At 33.3% G+C, this 17,298-nt stretch carries 20 protein-coding genes and 1 pseudogene; 7 read left to right on the top strand and 14 right to left on the bottom strand.

Annotation, left to right across the window (positions count from 1 at the left end; translation table 11 throughout):
• Positions 1-41: 41 nt before the first annotated feature.
• The 6 genes from Q3V31_RS16165 to Q3V31_RS16140 form a co-directional block, all read right to left on the bottom strand.
• Positions 42-749: an HAD family hydrolase gene (locus Q3V31_RS16165; protein ID WP_001030209.1), complete on the bottom strand. Its 708-nt coding sequence runs from the start codon at positions 747-749 to the stop codon at positions 42-44.
• The gene (locus Q3V31_RS16160) at positions 742-2,169 is read right to left on the bottom strand and encodes a CehA/McbA family metallohydrolase (protein ID WP_000570213.1); all 1,428 of its coding nucleotides are present in this window, start codon (positions 2,167-2,169) and stop codon (positions 742-744) included. Before Q3V31_RS16160 ends, Q3V31_RS16165 begins: the two co-directional genes overlap by 8 nt.
• 89 nt (positions 2,170-2,258) lie before the next feature.
• On the bottom strand, positions 2,259-3,620 hold the full coding sequence (locus Q3V31_RS16155; protein ID WP_090813598.1) for an extracellular solute-binding protein: 1,362 nt from the start codon (positions 3,618-3,620) through the stop codon (positions 2,259-2,261).
• 25 nt (positions 3,621-3,645) lie between these two features.
• Entirely contained in the window at positions 3,646-4,464 is an 819-nt protein-coding gene (locus tag Q3V31_RS16150; protein WP_000715652.1) for a carbohydrate ABC transporter permease, read from the bottom strand.
• A gap of 10 nt (positions 4,465-4,474) precedes the next feature.
• Positions 4,475-5,341 (bottom strand): carbohydrate ABC transporter permease, encoded by an 867-nt coding sequence (locus Q3V31_RS16145; protein WP_090813599.1) that lies wholly within the window; start codon positions 5,339-5,341, stop codon positions 4,475-4,477.
• Positions 5,342-5,513: 172 nt separating this feature from the next.
• Positions 5,514-6,302, bottom strand: a complete 789-nt coding sequence (locus tag Q3V31_RS16140) for a DeoR/GlpR family DNA-binding transcription regulator (RefSeq protein ID WP_000844591.1) — start codon at positions 6,300-6,302, stop codon at positions 5,514-5,516.
• Between the two features lie 361 nt (positions 6,303-6,663).
• Between Q3V31_RS16140 and Q3V31_RS16135 the strand changes: the two genes are divergently transcribed.
• Together Q3V31_RS16135 and Q3V31_RS16130 are read left to right on the top strand one after the other, a co-directional pair.
• A complete protein-coding gene (locus Q3V31_RS16135) occupies positions 6,664-7,146 on the top strand; it encodes a DUF2975 domain-containing protein (protein WP_088009447.1) in 483 nt (160 codons plus the stop codon).
• A gap of 10 nt (positions 7,147-7,156) precedes the next feature.
• Positions 7,157-7,372: a helix-turn-helix domain-containing protein gene (locus tag Q3V31_RS16130; RefSeq protein WP_000974613.1), complete on the top strand. Its 216-nt coding sequence runs from the start codon at positions 7,157-7,159 to the stop codon at positions 7,370-7,372.
• Positions 7,373-7,413: 41 nt separating this feature from the next.
• On the opposite strand, the gene Q3V31_RS16125 is transcribed toward Q3V31_RS16130, so the two are convergent.
• The 5 genes from Q3V31_RS16125 to Q3V31_RS16105 all read right to left on the bottom strand — a co-directional run bounded on the left by Q3V31_RS16125 (position 7,414) and on the right by Q3V31_RS16105 (position 10,228).
• A complete protein-coding gene (locus Q3V31_RS16125; protein WP_329765620.1) occupies positions 7,414-7,725 on the bottom strand; it encodes a hypothetical protein in 312 nt (103 codons plus the stop codon).
• A gap of 271 nt (positions 7,726-7,996) precedes the next feature.
• A complete protein-coding gene (locus Q3V31_RS16120; protein WP_165444522.1) occupies positions 7,997-8,137 on the bottom strand; it encodes a hypothetical protein in 141 nt (46 codons plus the stop codon).
• A 556-nt stretch (positions 8,138-8,693) separates the two neighbouring features.
• Complete coding sequence (locus tag Q3V31_RS16115; RefSeq protein ID WP_000106088.1) at positions 8,694-9,287, bottom strand: kinase; 594 nt, start codon at positions 9,285-9,287, stop codon at positions 8,694-8,696.
• Positions 9,287-9,829 (bottom strand): GNAT family N-acetyltransferase, encoded by a 543-nt coding sequence (locus Q3V31_RS16110; RefSeq protein WP_000506646.1) that lies wholly within the window; start codon positions 9,827-9,829, stop codon positions 9,287-9,289. The genes Q3V31_RS16115 and Q3V31_RS16110 overlap by 1 nt, the downstream gene beginning before the upstream one ends.
• A 15-nt stretch (positions 9,830-9,844) precedes the next feature.
• A complete protein-coding gene (locus Q3V31_RS16105) occupies positions 9,845-10,228 on the bottom strand; it encodes a VOC family protein (protein WP_001049873.1) in 384 nt (127 codons plus the stop codon).
• A 282-nt stretch (positions 10,229-10,510) separates the two neighbouring features.
• On the opposite strand from Q3V31_RS16105, the gene Q3V31_RS16100 reads away from it, so the two are divergent.
• On the top strand, positions 10,511-10,759 hold the full coding sequence (locus Q3V31_RS16100; RefSeq protein ID WP_000433610.1) for a hypothetical protein: 249 nt from the start codon (positions 10,511-10,513) through the stop codon (positions 10,757-10,759).
• Positions 10,760-10,901: 142 nt separating this feature from the next.
• A pseudogene (locus Q3V31_RS16095) lies at positions 10,902-11,179 on the top strand (hypothetical protein).
• 118 nt (positions 11,180-11,297) lie between these two features.
• Here the strand turns inward: Q3V31_RS16095 and Q3V31_RS16090 are convergent.
• Entirely contained in the window at positions 11,298-11,834 is a 537-nt protein-coding gene (locus Q3V31_RS16090; RefSeq protein WP_090813602.1) for a DUF2812 domain-containing protein, read from the bottom strand.
• Positions 11,835-11,841: 7 nt separating this feature from the next.
• Positions 11,842-12,159: a PadR family transcriptional regulator gene (locus Q3V31_RS16085; protein WP_000991891.1), complete on the bottom strand. Its 318-nt coding sequence runs from the start codon at positions 12,157-12,159 to the stop codon at positions 11,842-11,844.
• Between the two features lie 204 nt (positions 12,160-12,363).
• Here Q3V31_RS16085 and Q3V31_RS16080 point away from each other — a divergent pair, with 204 nt between their 5' ends.
• From Q3V31_RS16080 to Q3V31_RS16070, 3 genes are read left to right on the top strand one after another with little or no spacing between them, the layout of a single operon-like run.
• Positions 12,364-13,293: an AAA family ATPase gene (locus tag Q3V31_RS16080; protein WP_090813603.1), complete on the top strand. Its 930-nt coding sequence runs from the start codon at positions 12,364-12,366 to the stop codon at positions 13,291-13,293.
• The gene (locus tag Q3V31_RS16075; RefSeq protein WP_090813604.1) at positions 13,290-14,453 is read left to right on the top strand and encodes a DUF58 domain-containing protein; all 1,164 of its coding nucleotides are present in this window, start codon (positions 13,290-13,292) and stop codon (positions 14,451-14,453) included. Before Q3V31_RS16080 ends, Q3V31_RS16075 begins: the two co-directional genes overlap by 4 nt.
• Entirely contained in the window at positions 14,428-15,537 is a 1,110-nt protein-coding gene (locus tag Q3V31_RS16070; protein ID WP_329765619.1) for a DUF4018 domain-containing protein, read from the top strand. Before Q3V31_RS16075 ends, Q3V31_RS16070 begins: the two co-directional genes overlap by 26 nt.
• Before the next feature lie 57 nt (positions 15,538-15,594).
• Here Q3V31_RS16070 and Q3V31_RS16065 read toward each other — a convergent pair whose 3' ends face one another.
• Positions 15,595-17,052, bottom strand: coding sequence for an MFS transporter (locus tag Q3V31_RS16065; RefSeq protein WP_090813606.1), 1,458 nt, complete (start codon positions 17,050-17,052; stop codon positions 15,595-15,597).
• Between the last annotated feature and the right edge of the window lie 246 nt (positions 17,053-17,298).

The raw sequence follows: 17,298 nt of genomic DNA, 5'->3' as shown, positions 1-17,298 counted from the left end.
GCTATATTTATAGATATTGCTAAAAATTATGATGACATGAATTATAAAATCTTTGAAATATCCTTCATACTGTCTAAAATATAATCCGCTTTCCCTTCTAAATCTCCCTTCCTGCTCGCACCCGATAAGACGCCGACTACTTTAATGTTACTATTTCTTGCAAATGTAACGTCTGTTAATGTATCACCTACCATAAGCACATCTTCTTCAGTTAGTGAAAATTTTTCTTTAAACATATGATAAAAATCACTTTCAGGTTTTGTTCTATTCACACCATCATCTGCACCTAAAAAATCTACATAATCATATAACTCTGTCATTTTTAGAGAATGAATAGCTGCATCAACATCGTCTGCCGTAACAACTCCAATAATATATTCATTGTCTTTTAAATATCGTAACGTTTCCTTTGCACCTTCCACTTCTGTAAATACAAGATCATCTGCAGTAGAATGCTTTTTGAATAAAAGACATACTTTTTGAATAAAATCTTCTTTATCCACATATTGATTTTCTAACAACGAATACCATGCAGCCGCAATAAAGTAATTTGTGCGACAAGCTAGTAAACTCGTACTCTCAAAATCGTTATCATTCATACCAATAATCGTTAAGTAGTCATCTCGTTTATTTTTTTCATTTGGATACGTTTGGAATATATCATCTAATACACGATGCACAATTTTGTACCAAACTGAATCTAACTGTATCAATGTTCCATCCTTATCAAAAATAATCGCTTTATTCACCTTTTATTCCCCCTATAACTTCATTCCATGTTTTCATATTTTTATTCTGAACTTTATTATGAATAGGATTAATAAATGCTACTAATTCGTCCTCTTCCCATCCCTCAACTCTAGCGTATTCCCCTTCACTTAAAGAGAATGCAAAGGTTACATCGCTGCCGTATTCTTTTTCAATCGTTCGTCCCTTTATAAGTAATCTCCACTCACACGGTTTATCTGTTTGAACGTTATAAATAATATTTCCTTTAACCTCATCGCCGACATAAATCGTTTCACCTTCGTTTTGAATATCTATAGCTAGTTTTCTAAATCGAGAGAAATAAATTCTTCCGTTTTTGATCGCAAACTTTAAGTTATTAATAGATAAACCGTTACATAATACATATGTTCCTGGATCACCGTAAATTGATGGGTCTTTTGATCCTGGGAATGTTTTAGATGGATGTAAATGAGAATCACTTCCTCCTATTCCCCAGATTTTAAGACCATTTGACCACATTTGATCGAAACAACGTAACGCTTCTAAAGTAGATGATTTACTTTTTTTATAAGTTGGATCACACATAATTTCCATCGTATGAACATTTTCTAAGTTAATATTAACTTGGTTCGCCCAAGGCTTCATAAACGGATGATTCACACTCAATAAATAACCTTTTTCTTTCATGAGTGAAAATAGTGTATTCATTTTTTCAGCACTAAATGATTCATCTACATACTCTGTAAAATCAATGAATTCTCTTATACCAAATATGTTGTAATGACCGAAAGGAGTTGTAAGTTCCATGGATGGTATAATCAATGTGTTTCCTTTTTCATAAGATGGCATAACAATATTGTGCTCCGTCGCATATAAAAAATCTAATTCTTGTTTTTCACATACTCTCATTCCAAGTTCATCATCTATCTCGCCATCTGTTAAATCTGTATGTTCATGAAAATCCCCTTTATACCAACGATGTTCTTCATTTACTACCTTATTAAAACGGTCTTCATCGATAAAAACATTTCCCTTACAAAAATGCTCTCTATTATACTTTCGTTCCAACTGATCATTCACTTCAATATTTATTGTATAGTCAACTTTTCCCCCAGAAAATTTCACTACTTTCTTTGCACAATGAGGGATATATACGACTTCTAATTCCCAATTACCTGACTGTATTGCTCCTCCAATACAACCAGCCGAGCAAAACTTTGAATCTTTCGAAACGACTAGTTTTTCATTTACAATTGGAGTTTGATATTGTATACGTACATAACCGTTAGGATCTCTCAAAATTAGTAAAAGCGGAATCTTTCGGCTATCCCCTTGATTAATAGTTAATGTAAAGTTTGTAATATCAGTTTCATCCATTCGGAAACAGTGTTTATTTTTTACGAATGGAGAAAGTGTTATCGTACTTGTTATTTCGATCATAGTTCTCACACCTTTTTAAGTTTTAATGAAGGAATTTTAGAAGCACTTCCTTCGTTAAAAAGCACCTCACGTTCGTACTACAAACAGGTTTACTTCTTCTTTTTCAAAACTTTATCTAATTCTTCCTGCGCAACTTTAGCTGCTTCATCTAATGCTTTCTTTGCTGGAACTCCTTCAATCTCTACTTTATCTTTCGCTACATTTAAAGCGTCATTGATTTTCCCGCCCGTTGGATCTACAAATGGTCCCACTCCATTATTGTTAGCTTGTTCTAATGGAACTAGTGCTTGTGGTTGTTTTTTAACAAATTCAGCATATGGACCGTACTCTGTTACGTTGTTACGAACAGGAATATAGCCTGTTGCCATTGACCATTCAGCCGTTTTTTCAGTGCTGGTCGCAAATTTCATAAAGTCATATGCACCCTTTGCTACTTCTGGGTCAATATTTCTCGTTAATGTGAATAAATATGTTTCTAATTTTGGCGCTGGTTTATTATTACCCCAAGCTGGTTGTGGTAAAGCTTCAAATGTGTTTAGGCGTTCTTCTTCATTCATTCCTTTACCTAATGATTTAAAAACAAATGCTTGGTCACCAGATGATCCTGTAAATCCTAGCGTTCTACCTTCAACTAAATCAATTACTGTTTTATCCCAATACTCCCATCCAGTACCGCCTGAATGTATTTTCATAATTTTATCTTCATGAAGCCATGTCCGGAATTTCTCCCATACCGTAACCCAAGTATCATCGTTAATTAACACTTTTTTACCATCTTCACTTAATACATTGCCGCCAGCACTGCGGACCGCATCAATTAAGTTTGACGTCCCCCACATTGGCATCCAGCCAGCATATGAAACATTTCCATTTTCACCACGCTTTGCGACTGTTTTTGCTACTTTTTCTACACCTTCCCACGTCTTTAAATCCTCTTTTGTAAAGCCATTTTTCGCTAATGCTTTTTTATTGTAATAAAAGATTTGCGTTGTACCGTAAAACGGAATTCCATATAACTTTCCGTCAATTGTTGCTTGCTCCATAAAACCTTTTCCGTAATCTTCCTTTTTAAAATCAGTATCATTTTTAACAGATTCATCTAAAGGTACGATTAACTGTTTTTTAACATATTCTTGAATGACGTCTGAGCCTAGTAATGCGATTGCTTCTTGGTTATTCGCTGCAAATCCACTTTGCAGCTTTTGATAAGACTCATCGTAGTTACCTGCTTTCGTCGTTTTCACTACATATTTGTCCTGACTTTTATTGTATTCTTCCACGATTGTGTCTACACGGTCTGCAAGAGAACCCCCCACTCCATTTATGAATGGAACAACAACCTTCTCGCCTTCTTTACTTGCTTTAACCGTACTTCCTTTTCCACCTGAACAACCCGCAAGTGCACTAACAAACAATGTTAAAACTGTTAGAAGCATGAATAGTTTTTTCATCCCACGTATCTCCTTTACTATTTACTTACCCCTTTATTCCTGAATCAGTAACACCGGATAAGAACCATTTTTGTAGAATTAAAAATACGAGTAAGAGTGGCACTGTTGCGATTGTACTTGCAACCATAATGTGTGACCAATCTCGTCCTAAAGAACTATTAATGAAATAATCAGCAATTCCATTCGTGATTAACTTTTGCGTATTATCTTTCAAAATAAGAGCTGGCCAAATGTAATTATTATAGTTACCAATAAATGTGACCAATCCTAATGTTACAAATGATGATCGTGTCATCGGGAAAATAATCTTCCAAAGAATACGCCAATCACTTGCTCCATCAATTTTGGCTGCTTCTACTATTTCAAAACCAACTTTGTGGAACGTTTGTTTTAAATAGAAAATACCGAATACGCTAACAGCCATAGAAATCATATATCCAAAATGTGAATCAAGTAAACCAAACTTCCCTAACATTACATATACAGGAACATACGAAACAGCTCCAGGGATCATATAGGTTGCCATCACAACACTAAACGTAATATTCTTGCCTTTAAACTTATAAAATGCCAACATATAAGCAAAAAGCGCTGACGAAACAAGTACATATATAGTAATGATGAAAGAAGTATAGAAGCTATTAAATAAATATGTGCTAAATGGAAGTATATCTAATACTTGCCGATAATTTTCCCAGTGAAATTCCTTAGGCCAAAAACCTCCTTGTAATACTTCACTAGATGTTTTAAACGAACCAAGTACCATCCATATGAATGGAAAAACAAATAGTATACTTGATAACGCTAGAAAGAGATGCTTTACGATTAATGGACCTTTTTTCATATTATTCACCTTAATAGTTCACCCACTTGTCACCTATTATTTTGTTTATAACAGATAGTAGAATTGTAATGATAAGTATGATAAATGCGATTGCTGTTGCAGATCCCATATCAAATTGTTCAAAGCCTTGTTGGAAGAATAAATAAAGTAACGTACGCGTCGAACCACTAGGTCCACCTTGTGTTAAAATTTTTATTTGATCGTAAGCCTGCACTGAAGAAATTGTATTGACAACAACTAAGAAGAAAGTTGTTGATGAAACCATTGGCAGTGTTACATATCGAAATTTCTGCCATGAATTTGCTCCATCAATACTAGCTGCTTCATATAAACTATCTGGAACTTTTTCTAATGCGCCGACATAGAAGATCATCGTCCAACCAACTAATTTCCAAACTGTCACAATAATGACTGCTAACATCGCTGTTTGACTACTCTGAAGCCAGTCCAAACCTGGTACCCCGAAAAAGTTTAGAACTTTATTAATAACTCCAAATTGAGGTTCATATAAAAGTGACCACACAATAGATACAGCTATTGTTGGCGTTACCCAAGGTGAAAAAATCATTAATTGGTACAATGCGGAACCTTTGAATTTTTTTCGGAAGAATAATGCGAATCCTAAACCTAATGCAATCGTTGGAATCACTGTTCCAATTCCGAAATAAAACGTATTTAGCAATGCTTGCATAAAAGAATCTTGTGTAAATAAATTGAAATAGTTTTCTAAACCAACAAAGTTAAAATCATTCGTCATAAAATCCCAATCAGTAAAACTAATACCTAAACTAATGAAATTCGGAATAATCCAAAACAATATTAGAGGTATTCCAACTGGTATTAAAAAGAACACAGCTTTTGATAGTTTTATTTGCATTCTTGCCACCTCCTAATTCATATTGTACGAGTATATTATTAACACAATGTTGTTAATTTGTTAACTAATTGTAAAAACAACAAATTAACAAAATAAAACAACATATAAACAAACAGAAAGAAGAAGACTACTTCTCAATTTGCTAAGAAATAGTCTTCTTCTTTTGGTTATTCTATACTATTATTACTTCTACCCCATTACTTGCTAATACATTTTGCCACGCCTCATCGAGCTTAGCGTTTGTATATAATGCATCTATATCACTAAAATTCCCGCTTTTATAAAACTTTGTTAAATTAAACTTTGACTCATCTGCCATCATTACAACTTGTTTTGCATTATTCTTTAACTGCTTATATATTTGTGCATCTTCAATATACGAACATGTTAGTTCTTTTTCTAAAGAAATTCCATCACAAGAAGCAAATAACTTATTAACAGTGAAATGGTCAAGATAGTTTAACGTCATTTCTCCAGACAATGCTAATGAATTTGTATTCAATATTCCTCCAATGACTATTAACCTGCAATCAAAGGAATCATACTGTTCTTTCAGCTCAATAATTTTATTAACAGCTGGTATCGAGTTTGTTAAAATCGTCAAATTCTTTTTATCGTGTATGTAATCTAAAATTTGCATAGTTGTTGTCCCAATTTCAATAGCGATTATATCATTATCTTCTACGAGCTTACTCGCTTCCATTGCAATTTTTCGTTTCTCTTCAATATTCTCAGATCGTCGCTTATCAAAATGAAATTCTAGTGTTTGATCTTTTTTCTTAAGTGCACCACCATGTATTTTAGTAAGGGTCCCTTCCTTATGCATCATATCTAAATCTCTTCGTATCGTTTCCGTTGTAACATTTAATACCTTCGCTAAATCATTTACCATTACTCGGTTATACTTTTCTAATTCATCTAGTATGTATTTTCTTCTTTCAAATTGTGTGTACGATTTCATTTCATTAACACCTCGTCAAATTACGCAAAATATTGATTTTCTAAAAACTCTTATTATAAGAAAGACTGAATCGTTACTTTTAACATAACATCATTTACAGAAAGAAGGAACGATTATCTTTTCTATATATCGTCATAGGAACAATGATTTATATCACCTTGTTATATATTCACCATACTTTTTTATTACAGGAAGTCTATTTGTTTGGTGCCCTTTTTTATAAAGAGCAGTACTTTTTATTTTCATCTAAAATTGAAATTTACTTATCAATAAAAACACGATTAAAATAAATAATAATTTATTGTTAAACGATAAATTTCATGTTAGATTTAATAGATAATTAATAAATGAGGTGCTTTAAATGAAACAAGGATCCACACTCTTTTTAAAGACAGCTATTATCCTTATCGGTATTCCTGTTCTTGCTTTATGTATATTTTTAGTTCCTAACATAGGGAATTATGCAGCGGAATTGTACCCCGATTTTGCATTAATAAAATATCTGGTGTTACTTACTCTATATGCAACAGTGATACCTTTTTATTTTGCTCTATATCAAGCCTTTAAACTTGTAAGCTACATTGACAAGGGTAACGCCTTCTCGAAATTATCTGTTAGGGCTTTAAAGAAGATAAAACACTGCGCAGTAACAATTAGTATATTATATGTAGTAGGCATGCCACTCTTCTATCTTGTGGCAGAGAGAGATGACGCACCTGGTATTATTATACTTGGGATGCTTCTAATCTTTGCTTCAATGGTTATCGCAGTCTTTGCTGCCGTTCTCCAAAGACTTTTAAAAGATGCGATAGATATAAAATCAGAAAATGATTTAACGGTCTGAGGTGAATAACATGGCAATAATAATTAATATTGATGTAATGTTAGCTAAAAGAAAAATGAGCGTAACAGAGCTTTCAGAGAAGGTTGGAATTACAATGGCTAACCTTTCTATATTAAAAAATGGAAAAGCAAAAGCAATTAGAATTTCAACTTTAGATGCTATTTGTAAAGCATTAGAATGCCAACCTGGGGATATTTTAGAATATCAACCTGAAGATACCGAATAAAAAGAGTCCTTCTATTAATGAAGGACTCTTTTTATTGCTCATTAAGGCGCAAAACTTATTTGCCCAGTAAACAATAAGATAATCGCGATAATCCAAAAAATGAAGAAAGATGAGGAAAGTATTAATGAGATAATTACAATTGCCTTCTTCTCTGTTTGTTTCGCAATTCCAATGCTTGAAAGTATAATACCTACGCCTGTCAGAGCAATTGTAATATAACCTCCCACTATATTACCCGCATTCGCTATCCTCGTCGGAGTTATAAAAACGAATAAAAAACACATAATCCCGATGAGTAAAGATACATAGCTTATTATGCTATACTTCTTCTTGGGAACTATTTCTGTTTTCATAATTACCCACCCCTTCTATATAGCTATGAGTTCATATTAGCATGAATAACCATAATTTGGTTAAAAAAACAGATACTTCTGCAGCAATTATCCCATTTTCCCCTGGAACATATAACGCTACAAAATTAACAACACACTTGTTACGGTGACGTATACCCTTTTCATACGTATAATTAACCTACCGATAATAACTATTTGTTCTTGTTTAGTTAGTTCCACTTTACTTTCTCCTCCAAAATAAAAAGCACCCGAATGGATGCTTAGATAAAAGTTATTCATTTTTACTTTCTCTACTTTCATCATTAATGAGTTTCGAGTCTAACATGCTTCCAATATCAGGTGGCAAAGCTAACTCTATTCCAGCTACTGGTTGATTATCTTCATTAAACCAACGTTTCTTAAACTCATCCAATTCGTCATTCCTCTTATTTTTATCCATATTATCCCGCCTTTTATGTACATATGACGCACTTCACTTAATATGTACATTGAGAAAGATACTATGCTATTTTTTCAACTCTCACATAGCTTATATAATTTTCACATAATAAAAGAGCCACCAAAGAGTTGCTCTAAAAACAAAAAGCCATGTACCATGCAATAAGAATACTCAGTGCTTTCTATCGGATAAGTTTTTAATTTGGTGTTTCCACACCTTTTGTAAAAACATCTTTACTCAAATCATAATTTCCAATTTATTAATTACTATAATTATGGTAATTAATGTTTCTTTCTTCCCTTAGCTAACAACCACGATAGACACCCTTACTAAACCTATCAGCTACACTTCATTTTACATTATTTATTACTATACTCATTTTATATATAACTTGTTGAATACAGGGGGAAATAACGTATGGAAGTATATAGAAAATAAAGACTGTACCTTTAAATTGAAAGATACAGTCTTTATTAAAATTGATAGTTCTTTATAAATAACTACTTGAAAACCTCATTTCTTACACCTTCTATTTAATATCGTTACATATTACTAAATCCGCCCCATCCTTCGGCAATTCCATCTCCAAATAATAATCCTCTGCTCTCCAATACCTATTTTGAAACTTCGAAAGTTTCTTTCGTGTCTCTTCGCTTTCTCGCAGAAATCTTTTCTCTCTTGGGCAATCTAAGTACACCATATAATGAAAGAAATCTCTCCATTCTTTTCGCTGTAGAAAAACTCCTTCTACAATTATTACACCTACTAAAGGAAGATGTATTTCCTTCATTTCACATGAGTCGGTTTCATCATGATAAAAAGGTAATTCTAATTCAATGTCGCTTTGTAACTTTTGAAAAAGGTTTCGCAGCAACCAATCAATTTCCCATTGAAGGTTATAGTACTCGTACCACTCTGCAAATCCAGTATTATATCGCTTATTTCGCTCGGTAATGTGATCATCAATATGAAAAATATGAAACGAGATTCCACTTCGTTTCATATTTTCTTCTAATTTTTTAACCAATGTTGTTTTACCCGAACGACTTAGTCCGTCTATACCTAGTATAAATCGCTCATCTTTATGTTCCTGAATAACTTTCATTATTTCATTTGTGCTCATTACTTTTGCCAATCTTCTTTTAATAATGAATAAACGACCGTGTCATGAGCAACATCATTTTGAATCATATATTTTCGAAGTAATCCTTCTTCTTGAAACCCAGATTTTTTTAATAAATTACGGGAAGCTTCATTTTCTATATATACGACAGCTGCAATTCTTATAAAGTGCAACGTTTCAAATCCGTAAGCTAGCATTGCTTGCAGTGCTTCGGTTGCGTATCCTTGTCCCCAATATGTATCATCTAGCTCATAGCCAATTTCAGCTCGTTTATGGTGATTGTTAATTAAATGAAACCCACACGTACCGATTAATTGATCCGTGCCTTTCTTCTCTATCCCCCAGCGAAACACATTTCCCTCTTCATTTCGCTTTCTAAACGTTTGAATAGTCGTTTTCGCTTGCTCAATATTTTCGAAAGAGTCCATTCCGAAATAACGAATAACAGATTCTTTTGAAAAATAATGGAACATCGCTTCTGCATCTAATAGTGTAAGTTCTCTTAATAGTAAACGTTCTGTTTCTAATTTTGGAAACCCCATCCTCTTTTTCTCCCTCTATTCTAATGAACTACAAATTTCAATATAATTACCGTCTGGATCAGCAATGTAAGCAATAGTTTGTCCCCACGGTTTTACGATTGGCTCAACTAGAACTTTAACCCCTTGTTCTTTTAATTTCTCAATCGTTTCCTTTACATTCTCTACAACAAACCCTAACTCAAAATGAGAAGATTGTAGTACACCTTCTGTAAGAGGTAGTCCCGTTAACGCCTTAACATCCTCTCGTGTATTCATCGCTAAAATTGTTGCTCCCGTTTCAAATTCAATATATGTACCGTGTTCAGCTCTTATTGGTAATTTTAAAATTTCTTTATAAAACTGAAGACATTGTTCAAACTTTTCTACATATAAAATAATGTATTTCATTTTTAAGTTCATAATTATTCCCCCTTTACCTTCACCTCTAAAAATTCGACAAATGTTTTTAAAAACCTTGTACCTCATAGAGCCGAGCACAAAAAAATGAGGCCGATTTCTCGGCCCCCCAGCTTATTGGCATAAAACAGGAGATTTGGTTTGGACATAACCAGTTCGTACTTTTATTATATTTTATTTTTTCTGAATTTTAAATGCATTAAACACCTATTTATATTGAGAAAGTTTTTTTACTTGCATAAAATCATACCGCTTAAGAAATGCTACAAATGGAGGTGTATACATATGGAACCAATGCTATGTCCAAGCTGTAAAACGAACCGTACTCGCTTTAATATTCTTGAGCAACAAGTAAAACCAGTCAAATTAAATCCACAAACTGGTCAAGTAGAAGAAGAATACACAAATGAAACGATGAATGCTTTTCATATGGCTTATCAAGGACCTACTTACCGTGTCCAATGTGCTGTATGCGGGCTTGTTGAAAATCCAGAACAATTTATTAAACCTGCTCAAAATCAGTCTTTTTCATAAAATCATTACTATCCCTTATAGAAATAGATTTTTCTATAAGGGATTTTTCCTTTTAATGCGGTAGTACAAAACGTATTTCTTCCATATTATATTTTAAACTCCATACTCTTTTAGTAATATTTACATAAGAGAGGTGAAATAAATGATATTTAATAACAGATTAATGATTCCATCCGCATTACTACTATTAGTTTGCCACATGATCATACTCTACTTTTGGATTTTCGATTGGAAGAAGATAACAACTCCTTACAGTCTAGCTATATGGACTGTTTCTACTGTTTGCGGCTTTTTACTTTATTACCACTTTAAACATCAAAACTCTAATAAAATAGTATTAATCAGTAGTTCATTATTTATGATTTTTTTAGGTATTATTACTAGTAATTATTCTTTGTAACTGTTAGTTATATTCCTTAAATATATAGTCTTTTATTATGTAAAAAAGAGTGAACAAAATAAAATTACATAGAAATGAAAGAAGATGATTCCAGTATAATTATCTACGAAATCATCTTCTTTTAAAATCCACTCTTTATTATAATATTTCGCTTTTCAATTTCTTAATTTTCCAAGAGAGCCTTATAAAGAGATACATATACATACAACCAACAAACCCCAGCATAACTTTCGCCCAAATTGGCACTCTTGATTCTGTTGAACTTAAAAATGCGTTATACATTGAGGGTAATATAGTTATTGAAATAAAGGCAAAAAATTGTAGTAATTCCTTCATTTTTTGTACCTTCGTTTCCTTTTCTGAATAAATATCAGGCAACTCTTTTTCCTCTTCTACATCTTTACAAAAATAATTCCATTTTGCAAAACTCGTTACATGTTTCCATCCACACATTTCATATATTTTAATATATTCTTTTTGTTTTTCCTTTGAATCTTTATAATCCAATCTAAAATCCGCTTTATATACTACATCTTTCGGCTTAGTTTTCTTAAACGTATACATTATATTATATTTTTGTAATGCCCAGCCTTGTTGGTGCATATTCCGTAAAAAAGCTTCTTCTTTTTCTAAGCTCCATACCGCGAAAGGTTTGAATATCTTCTTTGTCTCCATCTTCCATTCACTCCCCTAATATACTGTTTCCATTCCTTACAGATCTTTGCAATCTGTTATACTCTAGCTCTAACACTTCTCTACCAAATGGTGTTAATTCGTAGCACTTCTTTCTGTCCGTAGAGGCAACTTCGACTATTAACTTTTCTTTTAGTAACTTCGTCGTATTCCCATATAAAGTACCAGGACCTAGTTTTACTTCCCCATTTGTCATCTCTTCTACCATTTGCATAATTCCGTAACCGTGCATTGGCTTCACAAGTGACAATAATATGTAATAGGTTGCTTCAGTTAACGGAATATATTTTTGCGCTTTCGCATTCATTATAACTACCTCCGATACATCGCTTCATGATATATCGACTAACGATACATCATATATCGATATTGTATAATCATATTCCAAAATATGCAAGAGTAATTTAATAACTTAATATCTATTTCTTTAAATTAAAAAATCATATCAATTTTCTGAATAATTTGTTAAAATATAGAAATATCCGTTTATATTTTGAAAGGAATGATACATATGATAAATAAATTGAAAGATAACATAAGGTCCGTTTTTGTCGGTAAAGACAATGTTATAGATCTATTACTCGTTTCATTGCTTGCTGATGGACATGTACTACTCGAAGATGTGCCTGGCACCGGAAAAACATTACTTGCAAAAACAATTTCAAAAAGCATTGGTGGTAATTTTTCTCGCGTTCAATTTACCCCTGATGTACTTCCGAGTGATGTAACAGGTATTGAATATTTCAATCCAAAAACTAGTGAATTCGAATTAAGACTTGGACCAATTATGACAAATATACTACTTGCAGATGAAATTAACCGCGCGATGCCGAGAACACAATCTAGTTTGTTAGAAGCTATGGAAGAACGACAAGTAACGCTTGAAAAGCAGTCTACTCCTCTTCCGAAACCATTCTTTGTTATTGCGACGCAAAACCCGATTGAATCACAAGGAACTTTTCCTCTTCCAGATGCACAGCTTGATCGCTTTTTAATGACGATTTCAATTGGTTATCCGGCTCCTGAAGATGAATTAAAAATGATGCGTCGTTTTCGTAACAATACACCTTTAGAAAGCGTCACATCAGTCATTTCTTTAGAAGACATTTTAAAAGCGCAGAAACAAGTGAAAGAAATTTTCGTATCAGAACCGTTAGAACACTACATTATTAAACTTGCTCACGCTACAAGAAATCATGATTTCATTGCTAACGGTGTAAGCCCGCGTGCTACATTAGCTTTAGTACGTGCCGTTCAAGCATTAGCCTTTTTACGCGGCAGAGAATATTGCACACCTGAAGATATACAATTTTTAGTTCCTTCCGTTTGGAATCACCGTATCGTCTTATCAATGGAAGGTGCCTTACGCACGACAAAAAATGAAATCACGCAAAGGATTTTAAAAGAAGTTGACGTACCTGTGGAGATTGAACAAGCATGAATGGACAGCGCGTTGTAACTGTACCTTTATTTTTTCAAATCCACATTATTCAATTAACTGTGCCCATCGCTTTACTTTTTACGTTTTTTCTGCCGCAACGAATTATTATGTTTCTCTTTTTCTTCTATTATTTATTTGCGATTTTCATTTATAAATATGTCGCTTACATAGAGAAAAGATTTCAAGTTATAAATGAAAAACAAACAACTCGGCTTTTCCCTGATGAATCCGGACAGTTTTTTATTCATTTAAAAAATGGAGCAAATATACCACTCGTTAATGGTGTTTGTTATTTTCATTTAAATTCGTCCCTTATACCGCATAAAGATCAAGGGATTGAACAAATATCAAAAACGTTATTTTCTTTCCCATTTTCACAACCTGCTCATTCAGCACAAAAATGGGATTTAACATTAACCGCAACGAAGCGTGGTGTGTTTCAAATTGAACAGTTCGAATGTGTTTTAAAAGATCCTTTTCATCTTTTAACTGTACATTTACCTGTTTTCGATAAATTAAAGACTGAAATTATTGTATACCCTACTCCTAAAGAAGTAGCCGGTTTACAAAAACTTCAGCAATTATTAACAGGTTCGTATCGAACGAATTTCTCTTTTTACAATGATGAAACATCCATTATCGGTGTAAAGCGATATGAACGTGAGTCTTTCCGCTCTATTCATTGGAAAGCATCTGCTAAAATGCAGGCGTTACAAGCGAAGCAATATGAACCTGTAAAAAATTATAGTTGGACGATTTGTCTTTCTTTAGCTGCTGATCGCGGATTCGGTTGGAAAGAAAATGTAGAAGACCTTATTTCATTTACAACATACATTTGTCAATTCGCAACGAAGCATCAAATACCGTTTGAATTATTTATTAGTGTATTAGCAGAAGCTGGTGCATTGCATTTACCATTAAACGAAGGACAAACACATTACGGGAAGGCTTTAGAGGAATTAGCACGTATTTCAGATGATAGTACGTTACTTCCGAAACAAGGATTTCTTCACTATTTAACGAGAAAAAGAGAGCGCTCATCAACAATGATATACATTGGTACGCAGAAGCATGAGCTCCCTCTTCTATCTCAGCCTACGTTTCTCATTAATAATGAAGGGATGGTGGAAAAGCTTGAAAACTTGGCTCTATCACGTTAATGACTTTATTCTACTCCTCCTTCTTTCATTATTAACGGAAAGAGATGAACTCATTGGTATTGCAATATTTTTAACAACAGGCTATGTAGGGGTATTTCTTATTCATAAATTAATGAAGAAAAAAACAACAGGGTTTGTAATACTGTTAGTTATTCAAATAGTCGGTTTTTCTTTCCTTCTCCCTTTCTCTTTATTTGGAACAATTATGTTACCGCTTTTCTTCTTTATCGTACACGCGGTCGGACCTGGCTATCCAGTTCAAAAATCGTTAGGCGGTATTGTATGGTTTGTCGTTTCAGCAATATTTTATGCCCCCTTTCCGCCATTGTGGAAAGTGTTACTATTAGCTTTACACATTATGATTACCTTTTGGTTAACCGGGGCAAATCGTAAACAACAACTATTACGTTTTGCTTCTATCATTACGATTGGTGTAATGAGTATGTTAATTGTTCAAGTGTTCCCTTTTATTCGACTTATGTTTGGTTTTATGACAGAATTTATCGCATTAGGAGTCGGCTATGCTCTAATGCCATTAATTAAAGCAGCTGAAATGAAAGATACAGAAGGAGTTTGGGCAAATAAAGGACATCTCTTAAAGCCACGAATTGAAGACGGGAAAAAACTTCCTGATTTTGACCCAATACTCATAAATACCGCTACAATAATAGTCTGTACAGTCATCGCTATTTATGTCGTAAGGAAAATAATAAAAAATCGAAAACATTTAAGTTTACCAAATATGCCTATCTTCGAATCTACTATCATTGCTGATAAAGAAGGAACCGGTCAAAAACGGTTCAAACGAAATAAACCACCAAATAACGAAATTCGGAAAGAAATTTTCAAACTCGAGAGCAAACTATCCCCCCCTTTAAACCGAGAGCGAGGAGAAACGGTTGAGGCTTGGTTAGAAAGAATAAATCTTGAAGAAGGTGCAAATATTCAGAGTCATATTATTATAGATGCTTATAATGCAGTAAGATATTCGAATCGTGAGGATATGATACTACTTCAAGAATTTAAGGAAGAGATTCATAAACTTTACTTGTATCAGAAGAGTTTGAAGAAAAGAAAGAAATAACATAACAAAAAAGACTCCTATTTTCATAGGAGTCTTTTTATACTTCTAAGTTACTTTTTAAATTGAAGCATTTTTCCCTGCTTCAATTTCTAACGACTCTTCATACCACCAAAGTGTTTCTTCAGGGTCTTCTTTAGCGATTAGGTGTGCTTCCTTTTTCGTTTCAACTGTAGGATATGAACCTTTAAGTGCACGTCCTGAAGTTGTAACGAATAATACACTAAATGCAACTAATCCAATAATACTTACACCTGCTAAATAAAATGCCGGTGCAAGCGGGTTACCGGTTGCATGAACTAAGTATGAACATACGAGCGGTGTTGTTCCACCGAATATCGATACAGAAATATTAAATGAGATCGAAAGTGCTCGATAACGTACATCGGTGAAAAATAGTGATGGTAATAATGAAGGTAGTGTTCCTTCATATACACTTAGGAAGAATCCTAAAATGAAAATACCTGCAAATATAGCTGCAATATGTCCATTACCTATTAGTAAAAATGCTGGAATTGCAAATACTGTTAAACCAAGTAAACCAATTTGCACGACACGTTTATTACCAATTTTATCACTTAATTTACCGAAATAAAGGGCCAGTGGAATCATAAGTGCCATCGTAATAGAAATAATTAATAAGCCAGTTGTTTCTTTGACTTTAAGTACTTGAGTTAGATAAGAAGGAATATACGAAAGAATCATATAATTTGTAATATTAAAGAAGGCGACAATAACTGTGCTTAATAAGAAGTCTTTTTTGTGATATTTTAATATATCCATAAATGAAAATTGTTCGTTGTCTTCAGATTCCTCTTGTGCTTTTTCCATCTCTTCAAAGATGGGAGATTCATCTAAATGACGGCGTAAATATAAACCGACCAAACCAATTGGTGCAGCTATTAAGAAAGGAATACGCCAGCCCCAGCTGAGCATTTGTTCATCTGTTAACAATAACGTCAAAATGGTAACAATTACCGATGCAGCAATGTAACCTGAGAGTGTTCCAATTTCAAGACCACTACCGAGTATACCACGCTTTTTATCTGGAGAAGATTCTGCGATATAAACCATTGCACCTGAATATTCGCCGCCTGTAGAGAAGCCTTGAATCATTCGGGCAACTAAAAGTAGTATTGGTGCCCATACACCAATTTGTTCATAGGTTGGTAGTAATGCGATGAATAATGTAGAAAGTGCCATTAAAATAATAGTAGTACTTAACACGATTTTTCGGCCGTACTTATCTCCTATTCTACCAAAGAATACACCTCCGATTGGTCGAACGAGAAAGGCTGCTGCAAATGTACCGAATGTAAGTACAAGTTGCAATCCACTATTATTAACACCTGAGAAGAATAATTGACTTAAGATAACCGCTAAATACGCGTATAATCCGAAGTCAAACCACTCCATTGCATTCCCTATACCAGTAGCAATTACTGCTTTCCTGGCTTGTTTAGGATTGACAATATTAACGTCTTGAGGTTCAAAATTCAAATCATTATTTTGTTGCATATAATAAAACAGCTCCTTATTTAATTTAACTTCTTTAAGCACACCTTCTCTTATTGAATAAAATTAATTAGAAGCACTTAAGGAAAATTAATGTCTCCTTATCTGTTATTATTGTTTCACATAATTAATTATTTGTCCAATGAGATGCTCCTTAGGTTAATTAATTTTAGTATTATAAAAAGCTGAAGAAGGCGCTATATGAGTACCTTTTTCAGCTTTTTATTTTTTTACGTAATTTTATTTTTT

It is taken from the genome of Bacillus nitratireducens (assembly GCF_036320425.1).
Taxonomy (GTDB): domain Bacteria; phylum Bacillota; class Bacilli; order Bacillales; family Bacillaceae_G; genus Bacillus_A; species Bacillus_A nitratireducens.
Note: the sequence above shows the minus strand (reverse complement) of the source record. Positions and strands in the feature narration are given on the sequence as shown.

What these genes read in the sequence shown, in the direction of transcription:
- Q3V31_RS16080 (WP_090813603.1), top strand. Translation starts at nt 12,364, where the DNA reads ATGATAAATAAATTGAAAGATAACATAAGGTCCGTTTTTGTCGGTAAA.
- Q3V31_RS16130 (WP_000974613.1), top strand. Translation starts at nt 7,157, where the DNA reads ATGGCAATAATAATTAATATTGATGTAATGTTAGCTAAAAGAAAAATG.
- Q3V31_RS16065 (WP_090813606.1), bottom strand. Translation starts at nt 17,052, where the DNA reads ATGCAACAAAATAATGATTTGAATTTTGAACCTCAAGACGTTAATATT.
- Q3V31_RS16115 (WP_000106088.1), bottom strand. Translation starts at nt 9,287, where the DNA reads ATGAGCACAAATGAAATAATGAAAGTTATTCAGGAACATAAAGATGAG.
- Q3V31_RS16100 (WP_000433610.1), top strand. Translation starts at nt 10,511, where the DNA reads ATGGAACCAATGCTATGTCCAAGCTGTAAAACGAACCGTACTCGCTTT.
- Q3V31_RS16145 (WP_090813599.1), bottom strand. Translation starts at nt 5,341, where the DNA reads ATGCAAATAAAACTATCAAAAGCTGTGTTCTTTTTAATACCAGTTGGA.
- Q3V31_RS16150 (WP_000715652.1), bottom strand. Translation starts at nt 4,464, where the DNA reads ATGAAAAAAGGTCCATTAATCGTAAAGCATCTCTTTCTAGCGTTATCA.
- Q3V31_RS16140 (WP_000844591.1), bottom strand. Translation starts at nt 6,302, where the DNA reads ATGAAATCGTACACACAATTTGAAAGAAGAAAATACATACTAGATGAA.
- Q3V31_RS16075 (WP_090813604.1), top strand. Translation starts at nt 13,290, where the DNA reads ATGAATGGACAGCGCGTTGTAACTGTACCTTTATTTTTTCAAATCCAC.
- Q3V31_RS16105 (WP_001049873.1), bottom strand. Translation starts at nt 10,228, where the DNA reads ATGAACTTAAAAATGAAATACATTATTTTATATGTAGAAAAGTTTGAA.
- Q3V31_RS16110 (WP_000506646.1), bottom strand. Translation starts at nt 9,829, where the DNA reads ATGGGGTTTCCAAAATTAGAAACAGAACGTTTACTATTAAGAGAACTT.
- Q3V31_RS16085 (WP_000991891.1), bottom strand. Translation starts at nt 12,159, where the DNA reads ATGAATGCGAAAGCGCAAAAATATATTCCGTTAACTGAAGCAACCTAT.
- Q3V31_RS16125 (WP_329765620.1), bottom strand. Translation starts at nt 7,725, where the DNA reads ATGAAAACAGAAATAGTTCCCAAGAAGAAGTATAGCATAATAAGCTAT.
- Q3V31_RS16155 (WP_090813598.1), bottom strand. Translation starts at nt 3,620, where the DNA reads ATGAAAAAACTATTCATGCTTCTAACAGTTTTAACATTGTTTGTTAGT.
- Q3V31_RS16160 (WP_000570213.1), bottom strand. Translation starts at nt 2,169, where the DNA reads ATGATCGAAATAACAAGTACGATAACACTTTCTCCATTCGTAAAAAAT.
- Q3V31_RS16135 (WP_088009447.1), top strand. Translation starts at nt 6,664, where the DNA reads ATGAAACAAGGATCCACACTCTTTTTAAAGACAGCTATTATCCTTATC.
- Q3V31_RS16090 (WP_090813602.1), bottom strand. Translation starts at nt 11,834, where the DNA reads ATGGAGACAAAGAAGATATTCAAACCTTTCGCGGTATGGAGCTTAGAA.